Source organism: Deinococcus sp. (genome assembly GCF_018260405.1).
GTDB lineage: Bacteria > Deinococcota > Deinococci > Deinococcales > Deinococcaceae > Deinococcus.
The window spans coordinates 1-18,131 of sequence record NZ_JAGLBG010000051.1 but is presented as its reverse complement, the minus strand read 5'-3'; the positions used below and the strand labels follow the sequence as shown (position 1 = coordinate 18,131).

Genomic DNA, 18,131 nt, shown 5'->3' with positions numbered 1-18,131 from the left:
ATTCTTAGCCTGGATTTCGGTAAAAATTTAACTGGAGGCAGTTTTTCGCCGTGTTCATCGTGCTGAGTAGTTACCTTTATCCTCCATTGAGATAAAAGCCTGCTGGCGGTGCGCTGCTTTGGACATATTCTTAGCCTGGGTTTCGATAAAAACTTACCCAGAAGCGGTTTTTCGCCGTGTTCATCGCGCTGAGCAGTTACAGATTAACTTCAGTGTGCTTAGTCGCGTTCGGCGATCACTTCGATCTCGACCCGGACATCGCGTGGCAGCCGGGCCACCTGCACGGTGCTGCGGGCCGGATAGGGGGCGCTGAAGTGCTTGTCGTATACGGCGTTCATGGCAGCAAACTCGTTCATGTCAGCCAGAAACACCGTGGACTTGACCACGTGGTCAAGGGTGGTGCCTGCCTCGGCCAGCAGCGCTTTAAGGTTGGCGATCACCTGTTCGGTCTGTTCGGTAATGCCCCCTTCAACCAGTTCGCCCTTGGAATCCAGTGGAATCTGGCCACTGGTCATTACCAGATTGCCGAAAGTAACGGCCTGGCTGTACGGGCCGATGGCCGGGGCGGACTGGGCACTCTGCACGCTTTTCTTCATGGGTACAGTCTATACCGGCGGGGCCAGACCGCGCCCAGCGGCGTATTCATTGCGGTGGTCTGCTGCCTTACGATAGGAGCCGATGCGCTTACCTGTTGCCCTGACCACGCTGCTTTTTCTGACGGCTCCGGCTCTGCTGGCCCAGGCCCTACAGACCCGCACACCCGTTCTGACTCCCCGGGTTGTGACCCGTTACACGCACGCCACCGACTCTTTTACCGAGGGACTGCAATACCTCGGCAGCGGCACTTACATCGAGAGCAGTGGTGAGGTGCCCGGCAGCCAGTCGGGGGTACGCCTCAGCGACCTCAGAACGGCGAGAGCGCAAAAGCAGGTGCCCACGCCGCTTCAGGGGGCCTTTGGCGAGGGCGTCACGGTGCTGGAAAACGTCGCCTATCACCTAACGTGGCAAGACGGCGTGGCCTTCACGTTCGCTGCCGACACCTTGCAGGAAAACGGGCGCTACAGGTACAGCGGCGAGGGCTGGGGCCTGACCAACGATGGCAGGCAGATCATCATGAGCGACGGCTCATCCACGCTGTTCTGGCGCGATCCCCGGACATTTGCGGTAGCCCGTAAGGTCAACGTGACCGACGCCGGGCAGCCGGTTAAGAACCTGAACGAGCTGGAATACGTGCAGGGCAGCGTGTACGCCAATATCTGGCTGACCGACCGCATTGCCCGTATCGACCCGGCCACCGGTAAAGTCACCGCCTGGATCGACGTGAGTGCCCTGACCCGCGAGGCCAGCAGTCTGGCGGTGCGCCGTGGCCGTCCGCTGACCTTTGACGATGTCGCCAACGGCATCGCCTTCAATCCGCAGCGGGGCACGCTGCTCCTGACCGGCAAGCGCTGGCCGGTGCTGTTTGAAGTCAGGCTGCCCGACCTCAAGCCTGAGTAACGCTTCAGCGGGTCAAGACTGTTGGCAATGCGTTCCAGATTTCCCCGGCCAGTTCATCTGGGGTCTTCGAGGCGTCTAGCACCAGAAAGCGCGGCGGCTCCTGCTGGGCCAGCAGCAGAAAGCCCTGGCGCACGCGTTGGTGAAAGCCCAGGTCGGCGCGTTCCAGCCGGTCGGGTTGCCCGCGTGCAGCGGCCCGCGCCAGTCCCACCGCTGGGTCGAGGTCCAGCAGAATAGTCAGGTCGGGCTGTAGCCCCCCGGTGGCCGCCTGGGTGATGGTTTGCAGCAGCGACAACGGCAGGCCCCGTCCGGCTCCCTGGTACGCCAGCGAGGAATCGGCGTAGCGGTCACACAGCACAGTCTCGCCACGTGCCAGGGCGGGCCGCACCACGTCTTGCACCAGCTGCGCGCGGCTGGCCGAGTACAGCAGAAATTCGGGCAGCGCTTCCATCTCCAGCGCCGGGTCGAGCACCACCTCGCGTACCCGCGTGCCCAGTGGTGTGCCGCCTGGCTCACGCGTGACGGTCAAGGTATGTCCAGCCGCTTCCAGCCGGGCTTGCAGGCGGACTAGCTGAGTGGTTTTGCCCGCGCCCTCGGGGCCTTCAAAAGTAAGAAACAGGCCCCTCATCAGACGAACTTCCTGAACGGGAAGTAGGAAGTAGGAAGTGGTGGCTGGCTGGGCTTGTTCCACTCCCCACTTTCCACTTTCCACTCACAGCGCACCGCATTCCCCACACGCCACACGCCCGTCCCTCACAGCCCCGTCGGAAAGTTCAGGAATTGCCACGGCAGCCCGAAGGTGTCCTCGATTTTGGCGGCCAGTGCCCGCACGCCAAAGACTTCGGTTTCGTAGTGCCCGGCATATACCACATTCACGCCGTACTCGAAGGCGTCACTGAAGAACTTATGTTCGGGTTCGCCGGTCAGCAGAGTGTCTAGGCCCGCCGCCGCCGCTTCGGCTACCGCGCCTGCGCCGCCGCCCGACACGATGCCCAGGCGCTGCACGTTGGGCTGACCGCCGCCGTGCACCAGACAGATTTCCCCGGTCAGCTTCTGCACGCGGTCAGCAAAGTCCTGCAAGCTCTGGGTGAAAGGCAGTTCGCCCGCCAGGCCGATCTTGTGGCCCGCCCAGTCACCAAAGGGTTCGGGGTTTTGCAGGCTAAGTGCCCCGGCGATCATGGCGTTGTTGCCCACTTCGGGGTGGGCGTCCAGCGGAATGTGCGCGGCGTACAGGTTCAGGTCGGCCATCAGCGCGGCCCGCAGGCGGCGGGCGTGTGGCCCGGTCACGGGCAGCGGCTTGCCCCAGAACAGGCCGTGATGCACCAGCAGCAGGTCGGCCCCTGCGTCGGCGGCGGCCTGCAAGGTGTTCAGGCTGGTATCTACGCTGGCGGCAATACGGCGGATGGTGCCCGTACCCTCGATCTGAAGACCGTTCATGCTGGGGTCGGGCAGCTGGCCCACCTGAAGGTAGTCGTTAAGCCACGCGACGAGTTCCTGGCGGCTGATTTCGGAAGCTTGGGTCATCTGGTCAGTTTAGAGCAGCTTTCATAGCCTGAGTCATTTGCCCAACCCCATCCCAAACCGCTCCTTTCCGGGGTCAGGGGTACCCTAACGGGCTACACACTTTGGAGTGCACCGGACGAAACGGCACGCTACTGCGCTCAATCCCGTATGCTGGACTTTACATGAGTGCCGTGATCCACTTGCAAGCGCTGGGACTAACTGAATATGAGGCGCGGGCCTATACCGCTTTGCTGGCCCTGGGCCGCGCCGTCCCGGCGCGTGTGGCGCGGCAGGCCGGTATTCCCCGGCCCAAGATTTACGAGACTCTTGAACGCCTTGAAGGCCGGGGGCTGTCGGCCAAGGTCGGGCAAAACCCGCTGGAATACGCCCCGCTGTCGGCGCGTGAGTACCTGGCCCGTTCGCGCCGTTCGTTCGATGACCGTCTGGCAGCCCTGGACCGCGACCTTTCGCGCCTGGCCCCCGACCCGGCTCCCGAAGCGGTCTATCACCTCAACGGAGACGCCGCAATCCGCAGCCTCGCCGAGGACCTGATTCTCAATGCCCGGCGCGTGGTGTACATGGCGGGTGCGGCTGAACTGGCCGATAAACTAGAGCGCCTTACTCCCCGTGGTGTAGGACTTCACCGTGCCGACCTCGCCAACCTGCCCGACATTGCTGCACCGGGCCAGATTGCCTTTTTGCTGGCCCGTGACCATGAAGCGGCTATGGTCGGGCACTTTATTCTCGAAGGTGGTGTGGGTGAGGCGCACGGCGTGCATACCCATAATCCCGTGATTGTTCACCTGATCGAAGGCTATATCCAGTTGGCGGGGCTGCAAAAATCCCGGACAAGTGCCTGACCGCGTTTTATGCAGAGGTTTGGGTAAGGTTGCGGCCATTCGCGGTGGTAGAGCGACTGCCGATTGCATCTGAAATCACCAGATTCAATCTTCGCCCTGTGGCGCTACAGGCGGTGTCGTCCCGACTGTACGTAGCCGCCGGGTAGAGTTCTCCCCCGAACGGAGAGAAACGGCTTCCAGACATAGAAAATAGCTTCCAGACATAGAGTTGGCAACCCGGCGCAGTTCTGAACGGACTGCGGTTGAACCGAACCAAGCACAATACACAGGCAGCGCTTGCTGCGCCGCTTTGGTTTCTCCCGGAGCGGATAGGCAAGTGGCAAGGCTTCCAATGTCGCGCCGCGTTACGATTTGGGCATGACTCAAGGCCATCCAGAGTGGTACAAAAGCGCTGTCTTCTACGAACTGTCCGTGCGTACTTTTGCCGATGGCAACGGCGACGGCAAGGGCGATTTTCCGGGCCTGACCTCCCGGCTCGACTACCTCAAGGCGCTCGGCGTGGATTGTCTGTGGCTGCTGCCCTGGTTTCCCAGCCCGCTGCGCGACGATGGCTACGACGTGGCCGACTACCTGAATATTCACCCCGATCTGGGCACCCTAGACGACTTCAAGGTGTTCCTGCGCGAAGCCCACAGCCGCGGCCTGCGCGTGGTTGGCGACCTCGTGACCAACCACACCAGCAGTGACCATCACTGGTTCCAGGAGTCGCGTAAAGGCCCCAAACGGCCTGACGGTTCGGATAATCCTTATTACGATTACTACGTCTGGAGCGATACTGGTACCGAGTACAGCGGAGCACGCATTATCTTTACCGACACCGAAACGAGCAACTGGACGAAAGACGAGCAATGCGGCCAGTATTTCTGGCACCGCTTCTTCTCGAATCAGCCCGATCTGAACTTCGATAATCCGAAGGTCGTAGAAGAGCTGCTGAACGCGGCCCGGTTCTGGCTTGACCTCGGCCTCGACGGGTTCCGGGTAGACGCCGTGCCCTACCTGATCGAGCGTGAGGGCACCAACTGCGAGAATCTGCCCGAAACCCACGACATTCTCAAGCGGGTGCGCCAGATGGTTGACCGGGAATATCCGGGCCGCCTGCTGCTGGCCGAAGCGAATCAGTGGCCGGAGGACGTGGTGCAATATTTCGGCACCGACGAAGATCCCGAGTTTCATATGTGCTTCAACTTTCCGGTGATGCCCCGGCTGTACATGTCCCTAAAAAAGCAAGACGCCACCAGCATCCGCGAGATCATGGGCCGCCTGCCCCAAATCCCCAGTTTCGGCCAGTGGTGTACCTTCCTGCGTAACCACGACGAACTGACCCTGGAGATGGTCACCGACGAGGAACGGGCTTACATGTATACCGCCTACGCGCCCGACCCGCGCATGAAAATCAACGTGGGGATTCGCCGCCGCCTCGCACCCCTTCTCGATAACGACCGCCGCCGCATCGAGTTGCTCAATGCCGTCTTGCTGGCGCTGCCGGGTAGCCCCATTCTGTATTACGGCGATGAACTGGGCATGGGCGATGATCTCTCGCTGGCCGACCGAAACGGCGTGCGTACCCCCATGCAGTGGAATGCCGGAATTAACGGCGGATTCAGTACCGCGAACCGTGAAGCCTGCTTCTTTCCGCCCATCGAGGACGCGGTCTACGGCTACCAGCGCGTTAATGTACTGGCCCAAGAACATGATCCCGCCAGCTTGCTCAAATGGACTTCGCGCCTGCTGGAACTGCGCCGTCAGCATCCTGTGTTTGCCACAGGTGAGCTGAGTTTTGTCGACACAGACAATACGGCCATCCTGGCGTTCATACGTAGGAGTGCTGAAGAGACCCTGTTAATTGTTAATAATTTTTCGGCCACGCCGCAGGCCGCTACGCTGGACCTCGCACTACAGGTCGGACAAACGCCAGTCACCCTGATCGGGGGTGTTCTCTTTCCGGCGATCACGAACCGGGGTCAATATGCGCTTACCCTCGGCAGGCACGAGTTTTACTGGTTACGTCTAAACTGAAATCGTCTTTGAGGTGCCCCGGCAGCCCCCAGTCAGGGGCTAGTCCCGTAAGAACTAATCCAGCACAATGGATGGTATGAAGCGGCAACAAGCTACCACTGGTTCTACCCTGATTCTGGTCGTGCTCTTCACACTTTTAATTTTGTCAGTCATTATGGCGGTGACCATGAGAATCGGTCTGAGCAGCTGGCAGAGTAATGGTGATCAAAAGAGCACGTTGCAGGCCCAGTACGCCGCGGAATCCAATGTTAATCTGGCGAAAAGCCGCTTACTGGATATCCAGAATATTCTTATGGGGCCTAATCTGGGGCTGCCGACCAATACGCCAAGCAGCGCACTTGAAACCTACGCCCTGAATTTCTGTGGCAAGAGTGCCGCTCCCTCGACGGCCTGGGCAGAGACCAATGATTTTGCTACAGCGGGCACAGGCACCGATACGGTTCTTTATCCAGGGGCAATGCAATGTGTCGTAGATAACACTTCGTCTTTTGGCCCAGAGAAGTTCGGCATTCTTGCTGACGCTGTCAAGTCATCGGGTTATAACCTGTTTCCAACAGCTGAACGGCCAGCCAGTGGCGCAAGCCATGCCACGTTGGTCAACTGGTGGGAAAGTAATGCTGGGTCATTTAACAACGGAAATATCAAATATACAATCACTCCTATTCGTGCTGTAAGACTTAATAAGCTGACTTACCGTTTTTATCTTGGCGTAAACACTATAAAAGCACAGGGATCAGTCAATTCCTCTGCCCGATATGTGGCTGGAAGTCGGACTACAACTGGTGACTGGTGGATCCAGATTTACACTCCTGATCCCTCGACCAATGTTAACTTCCTAAACCACTGGCCTCAGAATGATGGTGGTTACTACAATGACGTAATCGATGGAGATGTATTCACTAACGAAAAATTCAGATTTCTGTTTTCTACTAACATGACGAAATTTAAAGGAAATGTAAACAGTGCAGGCTGTACCTCGCCGCCTGCGACTCCAGATCTAGATTGTACTAAGACTGCTGGTTTTTACTCGGATTACACGACACTCCAAACGGCTTCAACAAATGCTGCTCTCACTGCGAAAATGCTGGCAACGGGAGCCACCATGGCCCCCAATACAAGTGCTAATTTTTCCTCCCATTATATCGGCTTGCCAACTAATGCTTCGGATCAGTTAACAGACGCCACTAATAATGGCATTGTGGCAAATAGTAGTGAAACGGCGGTTAAGGTTTTTGCTGGGGACAGTAATGGTAACGCGCTTACTACCTATAATACAGCTACAAATTCATGGAATGAGCCGACTCCTACCTATCAATATTTTACATTTCAAAATGCTAATAATGCAATAACAAGACAGCTTCGCTCTGATGCATCGGGTGGACTTTATCAAAAGTCGGGTACCAATTGGAATTTAATTTCTCCTAGCTTCAACGGTCTTTTGTATAAGTCTGGGAACCTGAAAGTTTCTGGCCCCACTCGACTGAATAATAGTCAAACTTCGGATGTTAGTAAGATCCCTCCTGCTGTTGCTTCATTTTCTAAACTTAATCTTGTGGGTTCTACAGGAATGGTTCTTGCTAATGATTTGACTGATTCCGTTACGCCCTGTGATAACAGCAATACTCAGAGTGGATGCCCGAGATCGACTGATCCTACCAATATCCTTGGCCTTTTTGCACCGGCAGGAGATATTTTAATTGCAACTACGTCGCCTAATAATGTCACCTATCATGCCACTATAATGGCCAGTCAGGGAAATTTTGATGCTGCCAATTATGCAAGTCTTCCCATAAAAGGAGATATCAATGTGATTGGGAGCGTCGTTGAAGATCATGCTACTGTCGGTGGTGTTGCTTCGCTATCCGGTAGTACGATAACTATGCAAAATGGTTATAACTTGCGCTTTTCTTTCGACAAGCGTCTTATGGAAGATATCAGGCCTCCTTCTTGGGCGGTCGTTCGTGTTTGGTACGGTTTGGACGCCTCTAGTACGGGTAAGGCCTTGAATTCGGTTGCCTGGCAACAAATCCAATCGGGAAATTTCTGATGCGGTCGCAGGGTTTTACAATTGTAGAACTACTGGTTGTCATATCTATTATAGGTATTATGGTTTTGGTGTTTACCTTGAACTTGTTGTCTAGCTATCGTGGTGTGCAATTAAGAGACGCTGCTACCCAGATTGCCTCAGATCTTAAGAAGGCCCGTTCGAATTCTCAAAAAATAAGCACCCAAATTTCGATTACTATGCCTGGAACTAACGGAGGAGCTACGTATACTGTAGGATCTTCTCCAGCTGTTACTCTAGCTAATGGAATAATGATTTACTGTAAGACCAATTGTAATCCCAGCTCGGGGACATTTGCTTATCAAGCGCCTTATGGAGTCATTATGCCAGTTGGCAGTGTGTTTACTATTCGCAGTCCTTATGGTAATGTTGCACCTCTTGAGCTAAGACTTTCTGGCGTGACGGGTAAACCTATTATTGTTTCGGCGGTTCCATAATGAGCTATAATTACCATAAAAATAAATCCCTGATAGATAGGGAGGCAGGGTTCACGATTATTGAAGTCTTGGTTGCATTACTGCTTTTTGCAATAATAATTGTCGTCTTGGTTCCTATTATGATTGGCTCGCTTAAAATGAATCGGCAAACTGGTCAGCAGTTAGATACATCCACGCGCACCCAACAACTTTTAGAAACTGTTCGTGGTGAGTGGGCCGATCGGGTGAAATATGATAAGGCCTGTGCAGCGACACTCAGTGTTCCAGCTGGATATAGTGTTACCTCACAACCCTTAGATTCAAGGGCGGCTATTGTGGGTGGTAGCACTGCGACCAATATTACTACTACCTGTCCCGCAACCATACCGCCATCGCCGCCAGCCATGCGACGCGTCACTGTCACTTCTGGTGCTGGTCCACAAGATACTAGGCTTACCCTCGATCTGTTGAGGCCACAATGAAAAATACTTCTTACATAAATGGATTTACGTTATTGGAAATGCTCATTGGTATGTTGATGACTACCCTTGTTATGGGAGCTATCGTTGGGTATTTTCAGAGCAGTACTCGTGCAAGCTATATCTCTGTCAGTCGCGCAGAAATGCAACAGGATGTGGTCAATGCTCAGCAAATTATTGCTGGCCGACTTCGTGAAGCATGGTATATCTATCCTTCGGGGACAACCATAAGCCTTGGGAGCGGTACGGCAAAGACACGTATGAATCCCATAACAGGTAATAATACGTGGAATATTGATGGGCCTACTATCCCTAAAGACCCGATTGTTGCTATGATTTTACCACCTCAGGTTCCTGGCGATATTTGTAACTCTGGCGGAGTGACGAGCGGTTGTTACAGATTCTATGCTTATTATGCCGAAAAACGAAGTGACTGGCTTACTGGGAACGCCCCGAGTAGCGCAGAAAACCCTGGGGATGATCCTCTTAATACGGATGTTTGGGTGCTAGTACAGTATAATATTAATCTTTTTGGCTTTACCCCTACAATGACAATCCCATCTTCAATCGCTGGAGGAAATGCTAGTCTCTTGGCAGATTACATTGCTCCTTCGAACGTGCCCGCAGGTATGCCTTCAACGCCATATACCATGTTTACAATAATTTCGCCTACTCTACCCACAGCTCCTGCTGGGGCAGCTGGTGTAACAATTAATCTGGCAACTTTTCGCAGAATTGGGTCGGGCAGTACTTCTCTTAGCAGTACGGTCTTGAGATATCCCGATGCTACATCTACATACAGTCTGACGTCCTTTCCAACCAACTTAGGGAAGATCGTTCAGAACTAGAGAACCCATAACAACAAGCTTATGTACTGTTGACCTTCATCCCTTGTGCGAGACGGCCTTGCGAAGCGATGGATAAGGAGAATGCATGGGAACCTCTTGTCGTCAAATAATCTCGCTGAATACTATTCATAGATAATACGACTATAAGATAAAAGTGGTTGCTTTAAAGAGTGCATCCTGGGCTTTCTCAGATAGATTTACGCGTATCTGAGAAAGCCTTATCGTATAACAGCTCGGTCGCAAAAGAGATGTTGCGAAATTGAATGGAATTTCTCTATCTCTAGACGTAACCACTTACACTCGAATCGTCACGCGGGCTTTGTCGTCTTCAAGGTGCACCGTATCGATAAAACGCACAACCCGTGAGGCGTAGCCCATGACCAGGGTATGTGTTCTGGCCCCGCCAGCAAAGTGCCGCACGCCGTTCAGGAGTTCTCCGTAAGTGATCCCGGTAGCGCTGAATACAATCTGTTGCCCAGACGCTAGTTCGTCGGTTTTGTAGATCCGGTGTTCGTCTACGCCCATTCGGGTAAAGCGTTCACGCTGGGCGTCGTCCTCGGCAATAAAGCGCCCCTGAATTTCTGCGCCGAGGCACTTGCAGGCCGCCGCCAGAATCACGCCCTCCGGAGCGCCGCCTGAACCCATCATGGCGTGGACTCCCGTCCCACGAACTCCCACCGCCAGCCCAGCAATCACGTCGCCGTCGCCAATCAGCTTGACGCGGGCACCTGTGGCACGGACCCGGCGAATCAGGTCGGCGTGGCGGTCACGGTCAAGGATGGTGACCATCAGATCTTCGACATCGCGTTCCAGGCTCTGGGCGATCACGCTGATGTTGGCTTCGACGGGCCAGTCCATATTGACTTTGCCCGCAGCGGGCGGCGGCACGACCAGTTTTTCCATGTAGCAGTCGGGTGCAGCCATCAGCCCCCCGCGCTCGCTGAGGGCAATGACGGCCAGACCGTTGGGCAGGCCCTTGGCCGTGACGCTGGTGCCTTCGACCGGGTCGACGGCAATATCGACCTCGTACTGGCCGCTGCCTACCTGCTCACCGATATAAAGCATGGGGGCCTCGTCCATTTCGCCCTCACCGATGACCACGGTGCCGCGAATATCCAGTGAATTCAGCAGGCTGCGCATGGCTTCGGTGCCCGCGCCGTCTACCGCGTTCTTGTCGCCCATTCCCATGAACTTGCTGGCCGCCAGCGCCGCCCCTTCTGTCACACGGGCGGTTTCAAGCACCAGCGCATGCTCGAATTGGGCAGAAGAGCCGCGATTTTCTGGGGTGGCGTTCAAGCGTTTTGTCATACGCCCAACTTAACACCCCGGAGCTTCAGACAGGCGCTGGGAGCGGTTCCAATAGGTTACCGGGTCAGGGGCAGCTCAGTGCAAGACGCCCAGCACAACCAGGGCGCCCCAGAGAGCAAGCGGACCGATGAGAATGGCCGCCGTGAGCTTGACGATCCGCCAGGTATCCGTGAACAGTTCGCGCATCCCTGTATCCTACCCGGCTTTAGTCCCCCATGTACACAGATCGCTCTGTGTGGTGTTGAGGCCCTTAAACTGAAGTATGACCCTCAGCGAACTGGCCGGAAAGCCCGCTCCCCAAAGCCTGCTGACCAATATTCCCCGCCTGGTGGCGCACTACTACGAGACGCGCCCCGATCCCAGGGACCCGCTTCAGCGCGTGGCGTTCGGCACCAGTGGGCACCGGGGCACCAGTCTCAAGGGCACCTTCAATGAGGCGCATATTCAGGCGGTGGCGCAGGCGGTGGCCGAGCACCGCGCGAGCGCAGGCATTACCGGGCCGCTGTACATGGGCCTGGATACGCACGCCCTGTCGGAACCGGCCTGGATGTCGGCGCTGGAGGTGCTGGTCGCTAACGGGGTACGCGTGCGCGTGCAGCCAGGGTTTTTCACGGCCACGCCACTGATCAGCCACGCCATTTTGGAATATAACCGCGCCCGAAAAGATGGTGTGGCGGACGGCATCGTCATTACGCCCAGCCACAACCCACCGCAGGATGGGGGTTTCAAGTACAACCCGCCCAATGGTGGCCCCGCCGATACCGACGTGACTGGAGCCGTGCAGCAGCGGGCCAACGCCATTTTGGAAAACGAACTTCGTGACGTAAAGCGCGTGACACTCGAAGACGCTATGAATGCCCTGGAACCCTTCGACTTTATTACCCCGTATGTCGAGCAGTTGCCCCAGGTCATCGATCTCGACGCCATCAAGCAAAGTGGGGTCAAGATTGGTGTCGACCCGCTTGGGGGGGCCAGTCTTCCCGTCTGGCAGGCGATTCAGGCCAAATACGGTCTTAACCTGACCATCGTGAACGAGCAGGTCGACCCGCGCTTCGCCTTCATGTCGGTAGACAAGGACGGCAAGATCCGTATGGACTGCTCCAGCCCGTATGCCATGGCTGGACTGCTGCACCTAAAAGACAATTTCGACGTTTCCATCGGCAACGACCCCGACTCTGACCGCCACGGCATTGTCACCCACAGCGGCTTGATGAACCCCAATCATTACCTCGCTGTGATGATCGACTACCTGTTCCAAAACCGCCCCGGCTGGCATCCTGACGCCGCTATCGGCAAAACGCTGGTCAGCTCGGCGCTGATCGACCGGGTGGGCGCAGGCGTCGGACGCAAAGTGGTCGAGGTCCCAGTGGGCTTCAAATACTTCGTGTCCGGGTTGCAAGACGGCTCTTTCGGCTTCGGCGGGGAGGAATCGGCGGGGGCCAGCTTCCTGCGGATGGACGGCCGCGCCTGGAGCACCGATAAAGACGGCCTCATCCCCGGCCTGCTGGCTGCCGAGATGACGGCCAGGACAGGCAAGACGCCCAGTCAGCGCTTCAAAGAACTGACGGAACAGTACGGTGCAACGGCCTACAGTCGCCAGGACGCCCCCGCGACCCCCCAACAGAAGAAGGTTCTCAGTCACCTATCGCCCGAACAGGTCACGGCGACCACGCTCGCGGGCGACCCGATTACTGCCCGCCTGACCCGCGCCCCCGGCAACGACCAGCCGATCGGCGGCTTGAAAGTCACCACCGAGCACGCCTGGTTCGCGGCCCGGCCCAGTGGCACCGAAGACGTGTACAAGATTTACGGCGAGAGTTTCAAGGGTGAGGAGCACCTCAAACAGGTGTTCGAGGAGGCCCGTGAAGTGGTCTCGGCGGCATTGGGCGGCCAGTAATTACGGACTGCGCTCAATGCCGCCCGCTCCTTGCTGACGCAATCTCGCCTTCCCGAGTGGCGCCCAGCAGACTACCGCAGCAGTACCAGTACCAGCCGTCATGGCTTGCGCCGTGGCCTGGAGATAGGGTAACATAACAAGGTTGGAAAACGGACCCAGGAAAGGGTTGCATTGGGCCGTTTCTCGGCACTGACCACCCACAAAGCCTGATGCTGACAGCGTTTGTTCGGGTGCGTGACTACCTCAGGGGAACGGTCAATCCCGTTCTCAATCGGCCAACCCGCGCTGCCCCCCAGGAAAATTTCTTCGGTGTGGGTAGCCTCTTTCCGCGTCAGGCGAGCGTGCCGACGTGAATCTATAAGACACAGGAGTGATGTTTTGCCTACCACCCAGCAACTGCTTCGTAAGGGCCGCACGGTTCTTCAGAAGAAAAGCAAAGTCCCCGCGCTCAAGGGCAGCCCCTTCCGCCGTGGCGTATGCACGGTCGTCAAGACCACCACCCCCAAGAAGCCCAACTCGGCGCTGCGTAAGATTGCCCGTGTGCGCCTGTCGAGCGGCTTTGAAGTCACCGCCTACATCCCCGGCGAAGGCCACAACCTCCAGGAACACAGCGTCGTGCTGATTCGCGGCGGACGTGTCAAGGACTTGCCCGGTGTGCGCTACCACATCGTGCGCGGCAGCCTCGACACCCAGGGCGTCAAGGACCGCAACAAGAGCCGCAGCAAGTACGGCACCAAGAAGCCCAAAGCGGCTCCTGCCAAGAAGTAAACCGCACTGTCCACCTGCCGGGCGGTGAAAGCCCGAGGGGTGATGCCAGTGAATCAGTCCGTTTAAGACACGTAAGTCCGCCGCTTTCGGCGTTGAAATCAAGGAGTCCAACATGGCACGTCGCCGCGCAGCAGTAGTGCGCCCCATTCAGCCCGACCTGGTGTATCAGGACGTGCTGGTGAGCGCAATGATCAACCGCATTATGGAAGATGGCAAGAAAAACCTTGCCAGTCGCATTTTCTACGGGGCCATGCGCCTCGTGCAGGACAAGACCGGCCAGGAACCCCTCAAGGTCTTCAAGCAGGCCTACGACAACATTAAGCCCCGCGTGGAAGTTCGCAGCCGCCGCGTCGGTGGATCGACCTACCAGGTGCCTGTGGAAGTCGGCCCCCGCCGCCAGCAGAGCCTGACCCTGCGCTGGATGATTAGCGCCGTGGACGGACGCCCTGAGCGCACCGCCATCGAGCGCCTCGCCGGTGAAGTGATGGACGCGGCCCAGGGGCGCGGCGGAGCCATCAAGAAGAAAGACGATGTTGAGCGCATGGCCGAAGCCAACCGCGCTTACGCTCACTACCGCTGGTAAGTGCAGACGCTGGGGACGGAAGGTGGTGGTGTTTCACCCTGCCCCGTCCCTGTTTTAGTCACCTGCACTGCGGTACGGGCCAGCGCTTGAGCGGCTCAATGTTACACAACTGACGTAGCCAAGACACGGCACGTCCAGAATAGGGAGTCCTATGACACTTACTAAATCCCAGGAATATCTGACCCACTTCCGCAACATCGGGATTGCCGCGCACATCGATGCCGGTAAGACCACGACCACCGAGCGCATCCTGTTCTTTACAGGCCGCAACCGCAACATCGGTGAGGTGCACGACGGCGCGGCAACCATGGACTGGATGGAGCAGGAGCGCGAGCGCGGCATCACGATTACCGCCGCCGCCACCACCGCTCACTGGAACCACAGCGAAACCGGCGAAGATTACACCATCAACATCATCGACACCCCCGGCCACGTGGATTTCACCATTGAAGTCGAGCGTTCCATGCGCGTGCTCGACGGCGCAGTCGCCGTGTTCGACAGCAGTCAGGGCGTCGAGCCGCAGAGCGAAACCGTGTGGCGTCAGGCCGACCGTTACGGCGTGCCCCGCATCGCGTTCAGCAACAAGATGGACAAAACTGGTGCCAGCTTCGACCTGGTGATCAGCGACATCAAGGAACGTCTCGGCGCGATTCCTGCCCCCATTCAGTACCCCATGGGCGCAGAGAACGACTTCAAGGGCGTAATCGACATCGTCCGTATGCGGGCCCATTTCTTCACCAACGACCTGGGCACCGAGATCAACGTGACTGACGTGCCTGCCGAGTACCTGGATAAGGTCGGCGAGATGCGCCAGCAGCTGATCGAAGCCGCTGCCGAAGTCGACGAAGGGCTGATGGAGAAGTACCTCGAAGGCGTGGAACCCTCCGTCGAGGAACTGGTCAAGGCAGTTCGTAAGGGCACCATCGAGAAGAAAATCTTCCCTGTGCTGTGTGGGAGCGCCCTGAAGAACAAGGGTGTGCAGCTGCTGCTGGACGCCGTGATCGACTACCTGCCCAGCCCGCTGGAAGTGCCCGCCATCAAGGGCACCCTGGAAGACAGCGAAGAAACCCGCGAGTTCCCGGCTGACCCTGCTGGCAAGCTGGCTGCGCTGGCCTTTAAGATCATGGCCGACCCTTACGTGGGCCGCCTGACCTTCGTGCGTATCTACTCGGGCACCTTGCAATCGGGCAGCTACGTGTACAACGCCAGCAAGGACAAGCGTGAGCGCGTGGGCCGCCTGCTCAAGATGCACGCCAACAGCCGCGAAGAAGTGACCGAGTTGCGTGCCGGTGAGCTGGGCGCGGTCATCGGGCTGAAAGACGCTGGAACCGGCAACACCCTGATCGGTGACGGTGACGACGTGGTGCTGCTTGAAAGCATCGACATTCCCGAGCCTGTGATCAAGCTCGCCATCGAGCCCAAGACCAAGGCCGACCAGGAAAAGATGGGCATTGGCCTCCAGAAGCTGGCTGAAGAAGATCCTACCTTCCGTGTAGAATCCGACCAGGAAAGCGGCCAGACCACCATCGCGGGCATGGGCGAGTTGCACCTAGAAATCCTGGTGGACCGCCTGAAGCGCGAGTACAAGGTCGAAGCCAACGTGGGCGCGCCCCAGGTGGCCTACCGTGAAACCATCACCAAGCCCGCTGACGTCGACAGCAAGTTTGCCCGTCAGTCGGGTGGACGCGGTCAGTATGGCCACGTCAAGCTGCGCGTGGAACCCCTGGAACCCGGTGCGGGCTTCGTGTTCGAGAATGCCGTGGTGGGCGGCACTGTGCCTAAGGAATACATCGGGCCAGCCCAGAAGGGCATCGAAGAAGCCATGCAGAGTGGCCCCATGCTGGGCTTCCCCGTGGTCGATTTGAAAGTCACCATCTACGACGGCTCGTACCACGAAGTCGATTCCAGCGAAATGGCGTTCAAGATCGCTGGGAGCATGGGCCTCAAGGAAGCCGTCCAGAAGGGCAGCCCCGCGATTCTGGAACCCGTGATGCGCGTTGAAGTCACCACCCCCGAGGAGTACATGGGCGACGTGATTGGTGACCTTAACAGCCGCCGTGGCCAGATTCAGGGTATGGAAGCCCGTGGCAACGCGCAGATTGTCAAGGCGTTTGTTCCGCTCAGCGAAATGTTCGGTTACGCGACTGACATGCGCTCCAAGACCCAGGGCCGCGCCAGCTACAGCATGTTCTTCGACCACTATACCCAGGTGCCGACGAACGTTGCGGCGCAGCTGATGAAGAAGTAAGGCAAAAGCCTCAGCTGAATAATCTTTACGAGAAGCCCGCCCACTGTGGCGGGTTTTTTCGTGTTTGCTGTGCTGCCGGGGAAGAGGGGCGCCCCACTACCCAGCAGGTACGTATGGACCCGTAGAGCCGCTGAGAGAAGCACATCTGGTGCTTTTTCAGGGACGCCGGGAACTTAGCGCAGTCCGTATAAAATGCGGTAAAGTGCCTTTTGGCTTGAAACCTTCGACTGTTCAGGAGGAACCTATATGACTGTTACCTTACGTTTTCTTGGTCAGAGTGCCTTTCTGCTGGATGATGGACAACATAAACTGCTCCTCGATCCTTTTATTACAGGTAATCCAGTGTGCCCGGTGCAGCTTGAGGAGGCGCTGAACTGGGATATAAGTGCCGTACTGATCAGTCACGCGCATGGTGACCACTGGGGGAATGCCCTGGATTTCGGCAAAAAAGGCGTGCCTGTCATTGGCACAGCGGAAATTGGAAACTATGCCAAAGCTAAGGGTACTGAACATGCCGTGGGAATGAATATCGGTGGCACCTATAAGGCCGAGTGGGGGAGTGTTTATCTGACCCCGGCCTGGCATAGCAGCAGCTTCCCAGACGGAACCTACGGCGGGATGCCGACGGGAATGGTCATCGAGTTTGGCGCTCAGCGCCTTTATTTTGCCGGGGATACCTGTCTGTTTGGCGATATGAAGCTGATTGGCGACCGCAAACTCGACGCCGCCCTGCTGCCGGTTGGCGATCACTACACCATGGGACCGGAGGAAGCGGCCCGCTGTCTGGAACTTCTGCGGCCACGTGTGGCCATTCCGATGCACTACGCCACCTTCCCAGCATTAACCGGCGACCCTGAGGTCTTTGCCCGTGAAGGTCGGAAACAGGGCGTGGATGTGCGGGTGCTGAAGCCGGGCGACACGACCCAGCTTTAACCGTGCCTGCTGAAGGCAGCCTAAGCCGGGCCGGGTTTGAGGTCAGCGACATTGGTGCGCGGTAAGTTCTCCCCAGACCGTTTCAAGCTGGGCGGCTCGCCAAGAACGCCGCCGTTAAGCACAGTTTGCAACTCGTCGCCGCTGAGACTCTCACGGGCGACCAGTTCGTCGGTGAGGCGGTGGAGGACATGGAGGTGTTCGGTCAGCAGACTGACGGCCTGTTCGTACTGGGTATTGAGCAGTTGCTGCACCGCCTGATCGATGCGCTCAGCGGTGTAGTCGCTATACGGCGTGGCCTGCGGCCCAAAGCCGAGGTAATTGTCGCCCCCCTGAACGAGGGCCAGTTGGCCGACCTCACTCATACCCCATTCGGTCACCATGCGCCGGGCGATGCCAGTAGCCTGCTGGAAATCGTTCGACGCTCCGGTGGTGATTTGCCCTGTGGCGACCTGTTCCGCCGCGTGACCGGCAAGAGCCACACAGATGCGGTCAAGCAGGGCGGCGCGGGTATGGTGCATCCGGTCTTCAGGGGTATACAGCGCCGACCCGAGGCTGCGGCCACGCGGCACCACGGTCAGCTTGTGGGCCTTGTCGGAATGGGGCAGAAGTTGAGCCACTAGCGCGTGCCCGACCTCATGGTAAGCGGTTACTTTGCGGTCGGCCTCGCGCACCACCAGGCTGCGGCGTTCTGGCCCCATCAGGACCCGGTCACG

General features: G+C 57.4%; 16 protein-coding genes and 1 pseudogene. 12 read left to right on the top strand and 5 right to left on the bottom strand.

Annotated elements, in window-relative coordinates; translation table 11 throughout:
- Nucleotides 1-218: 218 nt before the first annotated feature.
- On the bottom strand, nt 219-596 hold the full coding sequence (locus tag QZ269_RS07980) for a RidA family protein (protein ID WP_291426085.1): 378 nt from the start codon (nt 594-596) through the stop codon (nt 219-221).
- Nucleotides 597-678: 82 nt separating this feature from the next.
- On the opposite strand from QZ269_RS07980, the gene QZ269_RS07975 reads away from it, so the two are divergent.
- Nucleotides 679-1,497, top strand: coding sequence for a glutaminyl-peptide cyclotransferase (locus QZ269_RS07975; RefSeq protein ID WP_291426083.1), 819 nt, complete (start codon nt 679-681; stop codon nt 1,495-1,497).
- Nucleotides 1,498-1,501: 4 nt separating this feature from the next.
- On the opposite strand, the gene tmk is transcribed toward QZ269_RS07975, so the two are convergent.
- Both tmk and QZ269_RS07965 read right to left on the bottom strand, forming a co-directional pair.
- Nucleotides 1,502-2,125 carry a dTMP kinase gene (gene tmk / locus QZ269_RS07970; protein ID WP_291426086.1) on the bottom strand — a complete coding sequence of 208 codons (624 nt, stop codon included), beginning with the start codon at nt 2,123-2,125 and terminating at the stop codon, nt 1,502-1,504.
- Nucleotides 2,126-2,247: 122 nt separating this feature from the next.
- The gene (locus QZ269_RS07965; protein WP_291426081.1) at nt 2,248-3,018 is read right to left on the bottom strand and encodes a Nif3-like dinuclear metal center hexameric protein; all 771 of its coding nucleotides are present in this window, start codon (nt 3,016-3,018) and stop codon (nt 2,248-2,250) included.
- Between the two features lie 161 nt (nt 3,019-3,179).
- On the opposite strand from QZ269_RS07965, the gene QZ269_RS07960 reads away from it, so the two are divergent.
- The 6 genes from QZ269_RS07960 to QZ269_RS07935 all read left to right on the top strand — a co-directional run bounded on the left by QZ269_RS07960 (nt 3,180) and on the right by QZ269_RS07935 (nt 9,681).
- On the top strand, nt 3,180-3,857 hold the full coding sequence (locus tag QZ269_RS07960; RefSeq protein WP_291426079.1) for a TrmB family transcriptional regulator: 678 nt from the start codon (nt 3,180-3,182) through the stop codon (nt 3,855-3,857).
- 357 nt (nt 3,858-4,214) lie between these two features.
- Nucleotides 4,215-5,873: a maltose alpha-D-glucosyltransferase gene (gene treS / locus QZ269_RS07955; protein WP_291426077.1), complete on the top strand. Its 1,659-nt coding sequence runs from the start codon at nt 4,215-4,217 to the stop codon at nt 5,871-5,873.
- A 76-nt stretch (nt 5,874-5,949) separates the two neighbouring features.
- Nucleotides 5,950-7,920, top strand: coding sequence for a hypothetical protein (locus tag QZ269_RS07950; protein WP_291426075.1), 1,971 nt, complete (start codon nt 5,950-5,952; stop codon nt 7,918-7,920).
- A complete protein-coding gene (locus QZ269_RS07945) occupies nt 7,920-8,375 on the top strand; it encodes a prepilin-type N-terminal cleavage/methylation domain-containing protein (protein WP_291426073.1) in 456 nt (151 codons plus the stop codon). The genes QZ269_RS07950 and QZ269_RS07945 overlap by 1 nt, the downstream gene beginning before the upstream one ends.
- Complete coding sequence (locus QZ269_RS07940) at nt 8,375-8,836, top strand: type II secretion system protein J (protein ID WP_291426071.1); 462 nt, start codon at nt 8,375-8,377, stop codon at nt 8,834-8,836. The genes QZ269_RS07945 and QZ269_RS07940 overlap by 1 nt, the downstream gene beginning before the upstream one ends.
- Nucleotides 8,833-9,681 carry a prepilin-type cleavage/methylation domain-containing protein gene (locus QZ269_RS07935; protein ID WP_291426070.1) on the top strand — a complete coding sequence of 283 codons (849 nt, stop codon included), beginning with the start codon at nt 8,833-8,835 and terminating at the stop codon, nt 9,679-9,681. The genes QZ269_RS07940 and QZ269_RS07935 overlap by 4 nt, the downstream gene beginning before the upstream one ends.
- 294 nt (nt 9,682-9,975) lie before the next feature.
- On the opposite strand, the gene glpX is transcribed toward QZ269_RS07935, so the two are convergent.
- Entirely contained in the window at nt 9,976-10,989 is a 1,014-nt protein-coding gene (gene glpX / locus QZ269_RS07930; RefSeq protein ID WP_291426068.1) for a class II fructose-bisphosphatase, read from the bottom strand.
- A 262-nt stretch (nt 10,990-11,251) separates the two neighbouring features.
- Between glpX and pgm the strand changes: the two genes are divergently transcribed.
- The 5 genes from pgm (at nt 11,252) to QZ269_RS07905 (ending at nt 17,418) form a co-directional block, all read left to right on the top strand.
- Entirely contained in the window at nt 11,252-12,886 is a 1,635-nt protein-coding gene (pgm, locus tag QZ269_RS07925) for a phosphoglucomutase (alpha-D-glucose-1,6-bisphosphate-dependent) (protein ID WP_291426066.1), read from the top strand.
- 378 nt (nt 12,887-13,264) lie between these two features.
- On the top strand, nt 13,265-13,654 hold the full coding sequence (gene rpsL, locus QZ269_RS07920) for a 30S ribosomal protein S12 (protein WP_291426064.1): 390 nt from the start codon (nt 13,265-13,267) through the stop codon (nt 13,652-13,654).
- Nucleotides 13,655-13,766: 112 nt separating this feature from the next.
- The gene (gene rpsG, locus QZ269_RS07915) at nt 13,767-14,237 is read left to right on the top strand and encodes a 30S ribosomal protein S7 (RefSeq protein ID WP_291426062.1); all 471 of its coding nucleotides are present in this window, start codon (nt 13,767-13,769) and stop codon (nt 14,235-14,237) included.
- 151 nt (nt 14,238-14,388) lie between these two features.
- Nucleotides 14,389-16,485 (top strand): elongation factor G, encoded by a 2,097-nt coding sequence (gene fusA, locus QZ269_RS07910; protein ID WP_291426060.1) that lies wholly within the window; start codon nt 14,389-14,391, stop codon nt 16,483-16,485.
- 246 nt (nt 16,486-16,731) lie between these two features.
- On the top strand, nt 16,732-17,418 hold the full coding sequence (locus QZ269_RS07905; RefSeq protein ID WP_291426058.1) for a metal-dependent hydrolase: 687 nt from the start codon (nt 16,732-16,734) through the stop codon (nt 17,416-17,418).
- Nucleotides 17,419-17,438: 20 nt separating this feature from the next.
- Here QZ269_RS07905 and QZ269_RS07900 read toward each other — a convergent pair.
- Nucleotides 17,439-18,131: pseudogene (locus tag QZ269_RS07900) on the bottom strand (cell division protein FtsH); the annotation flags it as partial.